Genomic DNA, 13,366 nt, shown 5'->3' on the forward strand with positions numbered 1-13,366 from the left:
TTGAATGAAGCAGGAGATTGAGTTTTAATAAGTTGAGTATAATGGTGTAAACATTCTGATATATATAGAAAATGGGAGACGGACAGCGTGAAGGGGTTACAAGGAAAATTAGGCATGGCGGGAGCATTGTTGCTAGGCGTGGCGGCTACGGCCGTTCCGGTTAGTGCAGAAGCAGCCAGCAGCGAGAGCGCTGCCGTGGTGCAAACGCTAAAGCTAAAGAGCGCATCAAAGAAAAAGCAAGCCCGCTACGTCAACCTGAATGTGCCCTACATTAGCCAGAATGCGGTGGGCGCCTGGATGGGCTGCGAGTCGGCAGCTCTTCTTGAGGGCCTGCACTACAAGGGCGTTTTGACCCACATGGGCCTGGTTCAGTTCATGAAACACCTGCCGCGCAGCAAAAACAACGATCCTCGCACTGGCTTTGCGGGCAGCCCCTACCAAGTCACGCGCGGCGTCTACCAATCGATTTTTCCTAAGCCCCTGGCCCAGTGGGGCAACAAGTACCACCCGGTCAAGGATATCAGCGGCGCCAGCGTCGGTGCGCTGCGCAAGCAGCTGCAACGCGGTAACCCGGTCGTGGTCTACGTCACGCTCAACTTTGCTAAGGCCCGGTGGGGCCGCTATTTTTGGGGCAAGGGTATCGACAACGCCCACGTCATGCTGCTGGACGGCTATGACACGCGGCGCAAGCGCTATCACGTGGCCGACCCCAACCGCGGCAAGTACTGGGTGCGTGCCCGGAAGTTTGCCCGCAGCTACAACTACAGGCGCTATGCAGTCGCAATTCAGTAAAGGCATGAAGGGATGATTAATTTGGAGATAACAAGAGTAACTGATTTTGTTAAAAAGCAGCTTGAAGGCGAGAAGACGGGGCATGACTTCTACCACGGCCGGCGGGTTGCCCACCTGGCGCGTGCGCTGTACCTGCAGGACAACCCCGCAGCGCACCCTGACAGCCGCATGTGCGCGATTATCGGGGCGGCCGGCTACCTGCACGACACGATTGACGAAAAGATCTGCGGCGCCCCTAAAGAGGTGCTTGCGCAGATTGACGCGCTCCTGCCTGCAGCAGGCTTCAGTGCGCTGGAGGTCAAGGATATTCTGTTCACGATCCAGCACATGTCTTTTTCCAAAAACATCGAGCACCACTACCAATTGCCCCTGTCCGGCCAGTACGTCCAGGATGCGGACCGCATCGAGAGCCTCGGTGCAATCGGCATCGCGCGTGCCTTCACCTATGGCGGTGCGCACGGCAACGTGATCTACGATCCTGCCATCAAGCCGCAGAAATTGGTCAGTCACGACCAGTACCGCCAGCACACGGAGACGACGATCAACCACTTCTACGAGAAGCTGTTTCAGCTGGAGGACCTGATGAATACCGCTGGCGGCAAGAAGGAAGCGCACAAGCGCACGGAGTTCATGCGCGCCTTTGTGGCCGAATTCATGCAGGAGTGGGACGTCTAGGCCCTAGCGTAAGCGCCGGCGGCGGACTCATTTGTCCCGGGTAAGTCCTACTTGGTGCCAAGGTATTTTTGTCCGTCAAACCATAATCCCAGCAGGTAATTATCGTCGCTTAGGAGGCTGATTGTGCCCAAAGTCGACTGCCAATTGACCGTGTATAACATTGTGTTCACTCCTTCCACTTGATAACTAGAAACATTGTTCGTGTTTTCTGCCGTACGCACCTGCGTGCGGCTTTTTGTTGTAAAATAGTGCCTGCATCCATTTGATAAGACTATTTTAACCTGCCGGCGTTGACTTTAACAGTAACTGCTGCACAAGCATTCGTGCCGAACAAATTATGGCCGGGGCAAGTTTTGCACACTAAAAGAAAAAAATTATTTTTTGGGCTTGGTGCATGCAAACGCTAGGGCAACTAGCTTACATCGTGGTCCATACCAAAACCTAAACATTGTCACATCAACACTCTATCTAGTGCCACGACTTTGACAGCACCACTAAATATTGTTATTGTATCAATTGCGAATATCTTTAGGAGGTCCATAAACATGGAATGTAAAATCAAAAAAGTTTTAGCAATGACGACGCTGGTTCTTACCGCCAGCATCGTTCTTGCTGGTTGTTCGGGTAGAAAGCAAGGCGGCAGTGGCAACGCCAGCACCAGCGCTAAGCATTCGATTGCGCTGATCACGGATACTGCGGGCGTCAACGACAACTCGTTCAACCAGTCGGCGTGGCAGGGCTTCAAGGCATACGGCCAGGAACATAACCTGAAGCGCGGCCAGAACGGCTACCAGTACTTCCAGTCAAGCGGTGCCTCCGACTTTGAGCCCAACTTTGACCAGGCGGGCAAGGCCGGCTACCAGACCATCTTTGGCATTGGCTACAGCCTAAAGGATGCCGTCAGCGCCGCGGCGAAGAAGTATCCGAAGAAGAACTTTGTCATCGTTGATGAGGTAATCAAGGGCCAGAAAAATATTGCATCTGCCAACTTCAGGAGTGAGCAGGCCGCATACCTGGCCGGCGTGGTGGCCGCAACGGAAACAAAGACCGACACGATTGGTTTTATCGGTGGTGCCCACGGCGACATCATTGACCTCTTCGATGCCGGCTTTACCCGGGGCGTTCATGACCAAGCCAAGAAGTTAGGCAAGAAGATCACGTTGCTCAACCAGTACGTGGGCGACTTCAAGAGCGCCGACAAGGAAAAGGCGATTGCCCGCTCCATGTATGCCAAAAAGGCGGACATTATCTTCCATGCTTCTGGCCTAGCCGGCAACGGTTTGTTCCAGGAAGCCAAGGCCATCAACCAGGACCGCCCCGCAGATAAAAAGGTGTGGGCAATCGGCGTCGATTCCGATCAGTCTTACCTGGGCAACTATAAAGCCAAGGACGGCAAAAAGGCCAACTTTGTGATGACCTCGGTTATTACCGGCGTTAACATTGCGACCAAGGATATTTCCGACCGGGCATACAAGGGCAAGTTTCCGGGCGGCCAAAACCTGGTTTACGGGCTAAAGACGAACGGCGTCTCTATCAAACGCGGACAGGTTGGTGCCAAGGCCTGGAAATACGCCCAGTCGGCGCGTCAAGACATCATTGCCGGCAAGATTAAGGTGCCGCTTCACCCGGGAAAATAGTTCGACTTTGATGCAAAACAAACGTTAATTATGTACTAATTATCAAATAAATCTTGAAATTAAACGTATTTTATACTAAAGTTATCACTGTAAAGTTCGTTATTTTGTGGAGGGTTTATAAGATATGGGTAAGAAGTTAACGCAATTTTTTGCAGCAGGAGTCGCAATTGTCTCAACGGGTCTGGTGCTCGGAGCTTGTTCCGGCAAGAAGCAGGGCACAGGCAGCAGCCAAAATATGAAAAACAGCATCGCCTTGATAACTGATTCTAATGGTGTTAATGACCAGTCCTTCAACCAGTCGGCCTGGGAAGGGTTCAAGCAGTTTGGACGCACGCACAACATGAAGCAGGGCAAGGGCTACCAGTACTTCCAGTCGAGCAGCGCGTCCGACTTTACGCCCAACTTTAACCAGGCCGCTAAGTCTGGCTACCAGACGATTGTTGGGGTCGGCTTCATGCTGACGGATTCGGTCAAGGCGGCAGCCAAGAAGAACCCGAAGAAGAACTTTGTTATTATCGACGACGTGATTAAGGGCCAGAAGAATGTGGCGTCCGTTACCTTCAAGAGCAACGAGTCGTCCTACCTTGGCGGCGTGGCGGCCGCATACACAACGAGGACCAACAAGGTGGGCTTCATTGGCGGTGCCAAGTCTGCCATAATTGCGACCTTTGAGGCCGGCTTTAAGCAGGGCGTGCGCGATGCGGCCAAGGCCCTGCACAAGAAGATTACGGTAAGCACGTCCTATATTGGCAACTTTACCGCAACTGATAAGGCCAAGTCGATTGCCCAGTCCATGTATGCAAACCACGCGGACGTTATTTACCAGGCTGCCGGCAACGCGGGCAACGGCGTGTTCCAAGAGGGCAAGGCTTACAACCAGGCGCGTCCGGCCAGTCAAAAGGTCTGGGTCATCGGCGTTGACGTTGACCAGGAACACCTGGGCAGCTACAAGTCCAAGGACAATAAGAAGGGCAACTTTACTTTGACTTCCGTATTAAAGGGGCTGAATGTTGCAACCGAAACCTTGGCAAACGATGCAGCCCAGGGCAAGTTCCCGGGTGGCAAGCACCTCGTCTACACCCTGAAGGGTGACGGGGTTTCAATCACGAAGGGCAACTTGGATGCAAAGGCCTGGGCAGCGGTCCAGGATGCGCGCAAGCAGATAATTGCAGGCAAAATCATGGTTGCGGCCAAATAAGGGCTACTGAAAAAGCAATTGAATTGATTAAGGGACTCTTTGTATGCTGATGCAAAGAGTCTTTTACAGGGGAATTAATAATGAACGAGACGACAAATGTAATCGAGATGCGCAATATCGTCAAGGACTTCAACGGCTTTAAGGCTAATGATGGCATTAACCTAACCTTGAAGCGGGGCGAAATTTTGGCGCTCCTCGGTGAAAATGGTGCCGGGAAGTCGACCCTAATGAGTATTTTGTCGGGGCTGATCACGCCGACAGCAGGGAAGATTAAGGTGCGCGGACAGGAAGTGGCCGTGAAAAACCCAACCGTTGCCAAAAATCTGGGGATTGGGATGGTGCACCAGCACTTCATGCTGATGGATTCCTTTACCGTTTTGGAAAATATTATCCTGGGCCACGAACCCGTTCGTGGTCCTAAACTGAATTTTAGCAAGGCCAAACAAGAAATTGACGCGCTGTCTAAACGCTACAACCTCAATGTTGATCCCATGAAAAAGGTGAGCGAGATCACGGTGGCGCAGCAGCAGCGGGTGGAGATTCTCAAGATCCTTTACCGGGGGGCCGACATCATGATCTTTGATGAGCCGACGGCGGTCTTGACCCCGCAGGAAATCACGGAGTTCATTGAAATCCTCAAGGGCCTGGCGCTTGAGGGCAAATCCATCATTCTGATCACCCACAAGCTGGAGGAAATCAAGCAGACGGCGGATGAGGTGACCGTTATCCGTGCCGGTAAAAGCGTGGGGACCTTTAATGTGGACGAGGTTAGCGATAATCGCCTGGCCGAGCTGATGGTTGGACGCCACGTCAACATGCGGCTGGACAAACCCGCTGCCCAAGTGGGCAAGACGATGCTCAGAGTTGACAACCTGCAGGCAAAAAACAGCCAGGGCGTTCAGACACTGAAGGGTCTGTCCTTTGACCTGCATGCCGGGGAAATTCTCGGCGTCGCTGGAATCGATGGCAATGGTCAGGACGAGCTTGTCCGGGCGCTGACCGGTTTGCAGCACGTTGATTCGGGCCGCGTCTTCATTGCTGGCCAGGACATGACCAATCAGAATGTCCGCAAGACTACGGAAAAGGGCGTTGCCCACATTCCTGCTGACCGGCAGAAGTATGGTTTGATATTGCCGTTTTCGGTTGCGGCCAACCTCAGCTTGCAGACTTACTACAAGGCGCCGTTTTCAAAGCATAATGTGATGCACCATGATGTCATCAACAAGTACGCTGACGATCTTATCAACAAATTTGATATACGAACAACAAGTAGCGGCGTACCGGTTGGGGAACTGTCCGGTGGGAACGAGCAGAAGGTAATCATTGCCCGCGAATTGAGCCGGGACAGCGACCTGATCATTGCCTTTCAACCGACCCGCGGGTTGGATGTTGGTGCGATTGAATACATTCACAAGCAGCTGCTGCTTGAACGCGCTAAGGGCAAGGCCATCCTGCTGGTTTCCTATGAACTGGATGAAATTATGCAGCTGTCGGATCGCATTATCGTTCTCCACGACGGCGACATCTCGGGTGAGGTGAAGCCAGAAGAAACGAGCGATGAGGAACTAGGCCTGCTGATGACGGGCTTCAAGAAAGAAGGCACAACTTTTGCTTAAGGTGACCCCCAAAATAAAGAAAATTTTAGTACCGCTGATCTCGATTGTGGCCGGCTTTTTGGTTGGTGCGCTGATCATGCTCGTGTGGAGCTATAACCCGGTTGACGCATACACGTCGATGTTTACTAGTGCCCTGGGCAATATGAACGGAATCGGGGAAACCATCCGTGAGGCCACGCCGCTGATTTTTACAGCCATCGGCTTCGCCATTGCCTCGAAGGCCGGCTTCTTCAACATTGGTCTGCCGGGCCAAGCGCAGGCAGGCTGGCTGGCATCCATCTGGATCGTGCTTGCCAACCCCGGCATGCCCAAGGTGCTGCTATTGCCGCTGGCGATTGTGGCCGGCGTCGTGGCCGGTGCCATTGTGGCGGGAATCGCGGGCTGGCTGCGCGCGCAATTTGGCACCAACGAAGTGATTACAACGATTATGATCAACTACATTGTCCTGTACGTTTGTCAGCACCTGACCCAGCAGGTGATGCCGGCTAGACTGCGCCTGGATATTGATACGACCAAGACGATTAGCGCCAATGGCAGCCTAAAGATTCCGTGGCTGAGCAAAATGTTTGGCGATTCGCGGATCAACGCCGGGATCTTCATTGCGGTCGTGGCGGTATTATTTTACTGGTACCTGATGAAAAAGACGACAACGGGCTTTGAAATTGAGGCCGTCGGCACTAACCCTTTCGCCAGTCGCTACGCCGGCATGTCGACTAAGAAAAACATCATGATCTCGATGCTTCTGTCCGGCGGATTTGCTGGGTTGGGCGGTGTTGTTCAGGGCCTGGGGACCTACCAGAACTACTTCACCCAGACCACCAGTCTCGACATCGGGTGGGACGGCTTGTCCGTTGCCCTTTTGGGCGGCGGCACCGCCCTCGGGATCCTGCTTGCGGCCGTCTTGTTTTCAATTTTAAAAATTGGGGGCCTGGGCATGCAGACCATCGCGGGGATTCCGTACGAAATAGTGTCCATTGTGATTGCGGCAATCATCTTCTTCGTCGCCATCCAGTACGTGATTGGACGGTTGTTTAAAAATAAGCAAACGGCTAAAAGCGCTGGCGAGAGCACAGACGCGGCTGCTGCAGAAACTGCCGCTGGACCCAAGACTAGTGAAGGAGGACAGGGCTAATGAACTTAATGACAATTTTACCCTTATTGGTCTCATCGACCTTTGTGTACTCGACGCCGCTGATTTTTACGGCTTTAGGCGGGGTATACAGTGAAAACGCGGGGATTACTAACATTGGTCTGGAGGGCATCATGACGATGGGCGCCTTTGCCTCAATTGTCTTCAACCTGACCTTTGCCTCGACCTTTGGTACCCTCACGCCCTGGCTCGGAACTATCGTTGGCGGGGTCACCGGCGTTTTCTTCGCCTTGCTTCATGCCGTGGCAACCATCAACTTTCACGCCGATCACATTATCAGCGGGACGGTGCTGAACTTGATGGCTCCACCTTTGGGCGTGTTTTTGATCAAGGCTATTTATGACAAGGGGCAAACGGAAAACATCAACCAGAGCTTTGGCTACTTCAGCTTTCCGGGGCTCGCCGATATTCCCGTCATCGGACCCATTTTCTTCAGGGACACGTCGGCCCCGGCTTGGGTGGCCATCATCCTTGCGCTTATCTTGTGGTGGGTGCTATACAAGACCCGCTTCGGCTTGCGCCTGCGTGCCTGCGGCGAAAACCCGCAGGCGGCGGACACGATGGGGGTCAACGTTTACGGTATGCGCTATGCGGGCGTGCTGATTTCCGGTTTTCTGGGCGGCATCGGCGGGGCCGTTTTTGCCGAGGCAATCTCGGGCAACTTCTCGGTTTCGACCATCGCGGGTCAGGGCTTCATGGCGCTGGCCGCAATGATCTTTGGCAAGTGGAACCCGCTCGGTGCGATGCTGGCCTCGCTGTTTTTTGGCTTTGCCCAGAGTCTGAGCATCATCGGCAACCAGCTGCCGTTTTTCAACCATATCCCAGCCGTCTACATGCAGATTGCACCGTACGTGCTCACCATTGTGATTCTGGTCCTGTTCTTCGGCAAGTCGGTGGCACCGGCTGCCGACGGGCAAAATTACGTTAAGTCTAAGTAGGAGAAAATAATGAAAGAAATTTACTTTAACCATGACGGCAATATCGACGACCTGGTGTCCTGCCTGCTCTTGCTGCAGGCTCCCGGTATCAAGCTCATCGGCATCAGTGCGATTGATGCGGACGGCTACGTTGATCCGGCCGTTGAAGTCTGCCGCAAATTGACCGACCGCTTTAACCTGCGCGGTGACCAGCTGGAAGTGGCCCGTTCGACTTCACGTGCGGTCAACCAGTTCCCGGAAGCTTGGCGCACGGGTTCCTATTCCTTCAATTACTTGCCGATGCTGAATGAAGCGGGGAAAATGATTACCAGGGAAGCGGCCAAGCCGGCGCACTTGGACATGGTTGACAAGATCAAGCACGCCGCCCACAAGGTCACGCTGATCATGACCGGTCCTTTGACAGACCTGGCCCGTGCTCTAGAAGTCGACCCCACCATTAGCGAAAACATTGAATGCCTTTACTGGATGGGGGGATCTCTTGATGGCCACGGCAACGTGGTTCAGGTTAACGCGGATGGTACCCAGGAGTGGAACGCCTTCTGGGACCCCTATGCGGTGGAACGCGTCCTGCAGGCAGATATCGCAATGCAGGTTGTGGGACTTGAAAGCAGCGAGGAGCTGCCCTTAACGGATGAAGTCAGAATGCACTGGGCCAGCCTGCGCAGGTATTTGGCCGTTGACCTGGTGGGCCAGGGCTATAGCCTGCTGGTCAACCCGCCGGTTCAGAGCGTCCAATTATACTTCTGGGATGTTTTGACGACCATCAGTGCGCTCTACCCGGAAGTGGTCCAGGCGGTGGCAACGCACAGGGTTAAGGTGATCACGACCGGTACAGCCGCAGGGCGTCTGGTTGATGATCCTAATGGTCATGAGGTAACCCTGGTGACCAAGGCCAACAAGGAAGAATTTTTCCGGAGGTTCGATGAGCTCCTCATGCGGACCAAGTAAGGGATTTAATTATACAAAAAAGACGAGGTTCGGGTTTGAACCTCGTTTTTTTGTTAGTTCTGAACTCAGTTTAAGCGAGTGAATCCCAGGCGGGCAGGTCTGTTACCGGACCCTCTGCCAGGGCTACTTGCTCAGGGGTCAGGTACTTCTTGTGGACAACAACCTCGTAGGTGTTGTCTTTGAACCAGTCGTTGGTCATGACGAAGAAACCCTTGTCACCGTTTTTCTCGCCCCAGGAATTTTCAACCTTCCACTGGCGAATGTGGCCCTGGTCCTCATCGACGCCGACTATCGTCATGGCGTGGGTGGAGGCACCGCTGCCCGTGCGCAGGCGGTCCGCCTTGGACATCTTGAGGTCGACCCCGTACAATTCGCTCATCTTGTATAATTCACTGTCCAGGTAGCCCTTCTTACGGTCGCTTTGTTCGCCGACATCATTGCCGAACCAGACGGCCTCGCCGTCCTTCAACTGGCTAACGGCGGCAGACTCCAGGTATTCCATCGGCACGTTAAGGAACTTGATCCGGTAGGAGCCCGCAACGTTGTCCTCAAACGGCAGCCCGTAGAGCTTGCCGTATTCATGGTCAGGGGCATTGGTCAAGACAACGTAGTCGTCGAAGTCGACGTCGCCCATATACTTGTGCAAGAATTCCAGTGGGGTCAGGTCCTTGTCCAGGTGGTAGTTCTTGTCGTCGTCGCGGTATTCCAGGTCAAACTTCTTCGGGGGTTCACCGACGGCAATGGCCGTCATCCGGTAGACCTCGCCCAGGAACTGTTCGCGCGCCTGCTTGATTTTTTCCTCTTCACCGTCCTGCTTCAACTTGCGCAAAACAAGGGCGTCCTTGTGCAGCTTGTCGGCCAGTGATTTGGCAAAGGCGCTGGTGTTGTTGGTGTTGGCATTCTCCGGCATTGCGTATGAAGGCACTACGCCGTACTTGGCAACCAGGGCTGCCGCCATGTGGAACTGACCGCCGTCTTCGCCGGCCCCCTCTAAGTGCGCCCTAACGGTGCGGGAGTCCAGTGGCTTGTCGGCCGTGTCCAAAATGTTGTCGTAGAAGATGTTTGCCCGTTCAATCTTGTCCCAGAAGAAGTTGTAGCTCTGCGAGAAGGTAAAGTTCTTAACGTGGTACTTTTGACCAAAATTGTGACGCAGAATATTGAGCGTGGCGAATTCCCAGCAGCGGCCCGATTGCAGCTGGTTGGTGACGTTTTCGGTGTCCAGTTCGGTTGAAAAGACCCTGGTTAATTCCCCCTGAACGCGTTCATTGTAGGCTGCCGCCTGAACGCCGCTTTTTTGGGCGGCGCGCGCAACGACCTGGTTCTGCGGGTTGGCATTGAACTTTTCTGCAAATTTTTCCAATTCTTGAACGGTAACTCTATGTCCCATAAATTGATCTCCTTTTTAATCTTTTTTTAAATTACTTTATATTTTAAGCCAAAACAAAAGCGAGTTCAATGGTTGAACTCGCTTTAGAGAATTATTTGTCTGGGCTGCTTAATTAAAAGCGCCCTCCATGCTATCCGCATTAGTCAATTTGGATTGAATTGTCGCCTGCGTTCGTGCTTTGCTTGGGCAGGGTAATAGTCAATACGCCGTTGTCATATTTTGCATGAATGTCGCTGGCAGCTACATCTGGCAGTCTGAAGCTGCGGGAGATGTGGCCTTCGCTCCGTTCACGGTGGATAATGCTGCCATCCTTTGACAGGTCCTTGAAGGCCTTTCTGGAGCCTGAGATGCTCAGAACGCCGTTATCGTAATTCACGTTAATCTTGTCCTTGTCCATCCCGGGCATGTCTACTTTGATTATGTATTCGTGGTCGTTTTCAACGACGTCTGACTGCATTAGTTTTGCTATTTCGTTATTGTTAAAAAGTTTACGCGGAAGATCAAACCAATCATTCATTGCATCAAATAAGTCATCGCGGTGATTCATCATTTCATTTGCCATAGTAAAAACTTCCTTTCAAATATGTTGTTGTAACGGAAGACTTTTCTTTCATTTCTTCCTTACACTGATTATTATAGTAGGCATACCGGAAAAAGGGAAACAATTAGCACTCTTTATTTTAGATTGCTAATTTTAAAAGCAGAACGTTGCTATAACAGTATTTTTAACTTGTGGATAATTTTTAGCATAAGTAACGGAGAGAATAATTATGGTTTACTACCAGAAGATGACGCCGGAAGGCTACCAAAAGATCAAGGCAGAAATTGCACGTTTAAAAAAAGACCGCCCGCGGCGAATTAAGATTCTGCAGGAGGCCCGTGCCCTTGGCGACTTGTCCGAGAACACGGAGTATACGGAGGCCAAGCGGGACCTCGGACACCTGCAGAGTCGCCTGCGCTACTTGGACAAGCAGCTGAAGTATGCCGAAGTAGTTGAAAAAACTGCGGACGGCAAGGTCAACCTGGGCAAGACCGTTACCCTGCAATTTGAAGGCGAAAAGGGGACCGAACGATACGTGGTGGTTGGACGGATGGAAGCAGATATTGCGGCGGGCAAAGTTGCGTTTGACTCGCCGCTGGGGCAGGCAATCATGAAAAAGCCTGCAGGCACACTGGTCCAGGTGGAGGCCCCGGCCGGTCGGTACGGCGTGATGATTGTTGCGATTGACTAAAAATGTTCTTGCTTATCCGAACTTGTGTTTGTATAATGAAGTTATCGAACAAACGTTTGAGATAGGAAGTGGACAGTAGTGTATGATTATCGGTATGAACCGCACCATGTAGTTTTCATGATTGACAACAAGTCGTTTTATGCCAGCTGCGAGGCACTCAGGCTGGGTCTCAATCCGATGAAGGCGGTGCTTGCGGTTGTTTCGCACCAGCCCAATACCAAAAACGGCTCGGGCTTGATCATGGCGGCCTCGCCCCTGGCTAAGAAGAAGTACGGCTTGACCAATGTGATGCGGGTGCGTGATTTGCCCAGCAAAAGGGAGGCCCCGGACCTGATCCTGGTTGAGCCCCACATGAATTTGTATATCAGGCGCAGCATGCAAGTCTTAGAGATTTTTCGGCAGTACGCAGCTGAAGAAGATATTCACGTCTATTCGATTGATGAGTCGATGATTGACATGACCAAGTCCTGGCACCTGTTTGGCGCAGATCCTTACCTGGTGGGCCGCCGAATCCAGGTGGAAATCAGAACCAAGCTTGGACTCTACACCACCTGCGGCATTGGCGAAAACCCACTGCTTGCCAAGCTGGCCATGGATATTTCCGCTAAGCACCGGAAGTCGATGATTGACTACTGGCACTATATTGACGTTCCCGACACAATTTGGCAGATTGCCAACCTGGAAGATGTCTGGGGCATCGGCAAGCGGACGGCGCAGCGCTTGCGCCGCCTGCACATCAGCAATATGTACGAATTGGCTCATACGGATCCCGCCCTTTTGCAAAAAGAGTTTGGCGTAATGGGGGCACAGCTATTTGCCATCAGCTGGGGCGTGGATCGCAGCGTCATAAGCGAAAAGTTTTTTCCAAAAATGAAAAATTACGGCAACTCGCAGATTTTGACAAGGGACTACACCGTTCAGCGCGAGATTGAAATCGTGCTGCGTGAAATTGGTGAGCAGGTTGCGGCCAGAATTCGGGCCCACAAGCTGCAGGCTGGCTGCATCAGCTTGTACGTTGGATTCTCCCAGTACCGCTCTGCGGGCGTTCGCAAGGGCTTCAGCGTCCAACGAAAAATTTGCCCCACCAATGATAGCGACCTGTTGGTCCAGGAGGTTTTGGCCCTTTTTCGTACGAATTGGCATGGTGAAGCCGTCCGGGCACTGGGAATCAGCTGCAGCCGCCTAGCGGCAGATAACTGTGAACAATTAACGCTTTTTGTGCAGCCGTGGCGCCAGCTGAAGAAGCGCACCGTGACGGCAACGGTGGACAAGATTCGACAAAAGTACGGCTTTACGAGCGTGGTTAAGGCATCCAGCCTGCTGGATGGCGCAACCGCCATTCGGCGCGCCAACCTGGTCGGTGGTCACAATGGCGGCAACGCCTATGAATGACTTTGACAAGATTGTGCTGGACTTTTTCAAAAATTACCAGGATCGAAAAATGAAGAAGTGGGTGGGCTTTTTCCTAAGCGATCATACGGTGGCGATTACCCGCGACGAGAAGCGGCGCGCCAGCAAGCATCCGCGCAAGCAGGCCATGTCTCCCGAAGAAATCAGCGTGCAGCTGCTCAAGGCATACGGCAACCACTGCTTGGTGCACCTGCAGGTCAAGGTGGTGGACGGTGATGATCAGTTGCCTGCAGATGTTGTGGGCTTTGTCAATGGCTATAGCGATGAGGGAATTGTCGTGGACGGACATAAAATTGCCCTGGAAGATATTAATCACATCGAAGTCGATTAGGAATTGCACGGCCTATCTTTTTCATAGCGTCTTTTTTTGCTATAATATGGAA

13 protein-coding genes are annotated in these 13,366 nt (G+C 52.6%); 11 read left to right on the forward strand and 2 right to left on the reverse strand.

Annotated features, from left to right (window positions below; all coding sequences use genetic code 11):
* Positions 1 to 87 precede the first annotated feature (87 nt).
* The 8 genes from AC2JF6_RS04220 to AC2JF6_RS04255 all read left to right on the forward strand — a co-directional run bounded on the left by AC2JF6_RS04220 (position 88) and on the right by AC2JF6_RS04255 (position 8,954).
* A complete protein-coding gene (locus tag AC2JF6_RS04220; protein WP_500729533.1) occupies positions 88 to 792 on the forward strand; it encodes a C39 family peptidase in 705 nt (234 codons plus the stop codon).
* A gap of 12 nt (positions 793 to 804) precedes the next feature.
* On the forward strand, positions 805 to 1,467 hold the full coding sequence (locus AC2JF6_RS04225; RefSeq protein ID WP_500729534.1) for an HD domain-containing protein: 663 nt from the start codon (positions 805 to 807) through the stop codon (positions 1,465 to 1,467).
* A 545-nt stretch (positions 1,468 to 2,012) separates the two neighbouring features.
* Complete coding sequence (locus AC2JF6_RS04230; RefSeq protein ID WP_500729535.1) at positions 2,013 to 3,104, forward strand: BMP family lipoprotein; 1,092 nt, start codon at positions 2,013 to 2,015, stop codon at positions 3,102 to 3,104.
* 124 nt (positions 3,105 to 3,228) lie between these two features.
* Positions 3,229 to 4,302, forward strand: coding sequence for a BMP family lipoprotein (locus AC2JF6_RS04235; RefSeq protein WP_500729536.1), 1,074 nt, complete (start codon positions 3,229 to 3,231; stop codon positions 4,300 to 4,302).
* Between the two features lie 80 nt (positions 4,303 to 4,382).
* The gene (locus AC2JF6_RS04240) at positions 4,383 to 5,918 is read left to right on the forward strand and encodes an ABC transporter ATP-binding protein (protein ID WP_500729537.1); all 1,536 of its coding nucleotides are present in this window, start codon (positions 4,383 to 4,385) and stop codon (positions 5,916 to 5,918) included.
* Positions 5,911 to 7,050, forward strand: a complete 1,140-nt coding sequence (locus tag AC2JF6_RS04245) for an ABC transporter permease (RefSeq protein ID WP_500729538.1) — start codon at positions 5,911 to 5,913, stop codon at positions 7,048 to 7,050. Before AC2JF6_RS04240 ends, AC2JF6_RS04245 begins: the two co-directional genes overlap by 8 nt.
* Positions 7,050 to 8,006, forward strand: a complete 957-nt coding sequence (locus tag AC2JF6_RS04250; RefSeq protein WP_500729539.1) for an ABC transporter permease — start codon at positions 7,050 to 7,052, stop codon at positions 8,004 to 8,006. Before AC2JF6_RS04245 ends, AC2JF6_RS04250 begins: the two co-directional genes overlap by 1 nt.
* Before the next feature lie 9 nt (positions 8,007 to 8,015).
* Entirely contained in the window at positions 8,016 to 8,954 is a 939-nt protein-coding gene (locus AC2JF6_RS04255; protein WP_500729540.1) for a nucleoside hydrolase, read from the forward strand.
* Positions 8,955 to 9,024: 70 nt separating this feature from the next.
* Here the strand turns inward: AC2JF6_RS04255 and AC2JF6_RS04260 are convergent, their stop codons facing one another.
* Both AC2JF6_RS04260 and AC2JF6_RS04265 read right to left on the reverse strand, forming a co-directional pair.
* Complete coding sequence (locus tag AC2JF6_RS04260) at positions 9,025 to 10,341, reverse strand: C1 family peptidase (RefSeq protein ID WP_500729541.1); 1,317 nt, start codon at positions 10,339 to 10,341, stop codon at positions 9,025 to 9,027.
* Positions 10,342 to 10,480: 139 nt separating this feature from the next.
* Positions 10,481 to 10,903 carry an Hsp20/alpha crystallin family protein gene (locus tag AC2JF6_RS04265; RefSeq protein WP_500729542.1) on the reverse strand — a complete coding sequence of 141 codons (423 nt, stop codon included), beginning with the start codon at positions 10,901 to 10,903 and terminating at the stop codon, positions 10,481 to 10,483.
* A gap of 208 nt (positions 10,904 to 11,111) precedes the next feature.
* Between AC2JF6_RS04265 and greA the strand changes: the two genes are divergently transcribed.
* The 3 genes from greA (at position 11,112) to AC2JF6_RS04280 (ending at position 13,314) form a co-directional block, all read left to right on the forward strand.
* Positions 11,112 to 11,573: a transcription elongation factor GreA gene (gene greA / locus AC2JF6_RS04270; RefSeq protein WP_500729543.1), complete on the forward strand. Its 462-nt coding sequence runs from the start codon at positions 11,112 to 11,114 to the stop codon at positions 11,571 to 11,573.
* A gap of 78 nt (positions 11,574 to 11,651) precedes the next feature.
* Positions 11,652 to 12,965 (forward strand): Y-family DNA polymerase, encoded by a 1,314-nt coding sequence (locus AC2JF6_RS04275; RefSeq protein WP_500729544.1) that lies wholly within the window; start codon positions 11,652 to 11,654, stop codon positions 12,963 to 12,965.
* The gene (locus tag AC2JF6_RS04280) at positions 12,943 to 13,314 is read left to right on the forward strand and encodes a hypothetical protein (protein WP_500729545.1); all 372 of its coding nucleotides are present in this window, start codon (positions 12,943 to 12,945) and stop codon (positions 13,312 to 13,314) included. Before AC2JF6_RS04275 ends, AC2JF6_RS04280 begins: the two co-directional genes overlap by 23 nt.
* Positions 13,315 to 13,366 lie beyond the last annotated feature (52 nt).

Source organism: Lactobacillus sp. XV13L, from assembly GCF_059900875.1.

What these genes read in the sequence shown, in the direction of transcription:
- AC2JF6_RS04225 (WP_500729534.1), top strand. Translation starts at nt 805, where the DNA reads ATGATTAATTTGGAGATAACAAGAGTAACTGATTTTGTTAAAAAGCAG.
- AC2JF6_RS04230 (WP_500729535.1), top strand. Translation starts at nt 2,013, where the DNA reads ATGGAATGTAAAATCAAAAAAGTTTTAGCAATGACGACGCTGGTTCTT.
- AC2JF6_RS04235 (WP_500729536.1), top strand. Translation starts at nt 3,229, where the DNA reads ATGGGTAAGAAGTTAACGCAATTTTTTGCAGCAGGAGTCGCAATTGTC.
- AC2JF6_RS04240 (WP_500729537.1), top strand. Translation starts at nt 4,383, where the DNA reads ATGAACGAGACGACAAATGTAATCGAGATGCGCAATATCGTCAAGGAC.
- AC2JF6_RS04250 (WP_500729539.1), top strand. Translation starts at nt 7,050, where the DNA reads ATGAACTTAATGACAATTTTACCCTTATTGGTCTCATCGACCTTTGTG.
- AC2JF6_RS04255 (WP_500729540.1), top strand. Translation starts at nt 8,016, where the DNA reads ATGAAAGAAATTTACTTTAACCATGACGGCAATATCGACGACCTGGTG.
- AC2JF6_RS04260 (WP_500729541.1), bottom strand. Translation starts at nt 10,341, where the DNA reads ATGGGACATAGAGTTACCGTTCAAGAATTGGAAAAATTTGCAGAAAAG.
- AC2JF6_RS04265 (WP_500729542.1), bottom strand. Translation starts at nt 10,903, where the DNA reads ATGGCAAATGAAATGATGAATCACCGCGATGACTTATTTGATGCAATG.
- greA (WP_500729543.1), top strand. Translation starts at nt 11,112, where the DNA reads ATGGTTTACTACCAGAAGATGACGCCGGAAGGCTACCAAAAGATCAAG.
- AC2JF6_RS04280 (WP_500729545.1), top strand. Translation starts at nt 12,943, where the DNA reads ATGGCGGCAACGCCTATGAATGACTTTGACAAGATTGTGCTGGACTTT.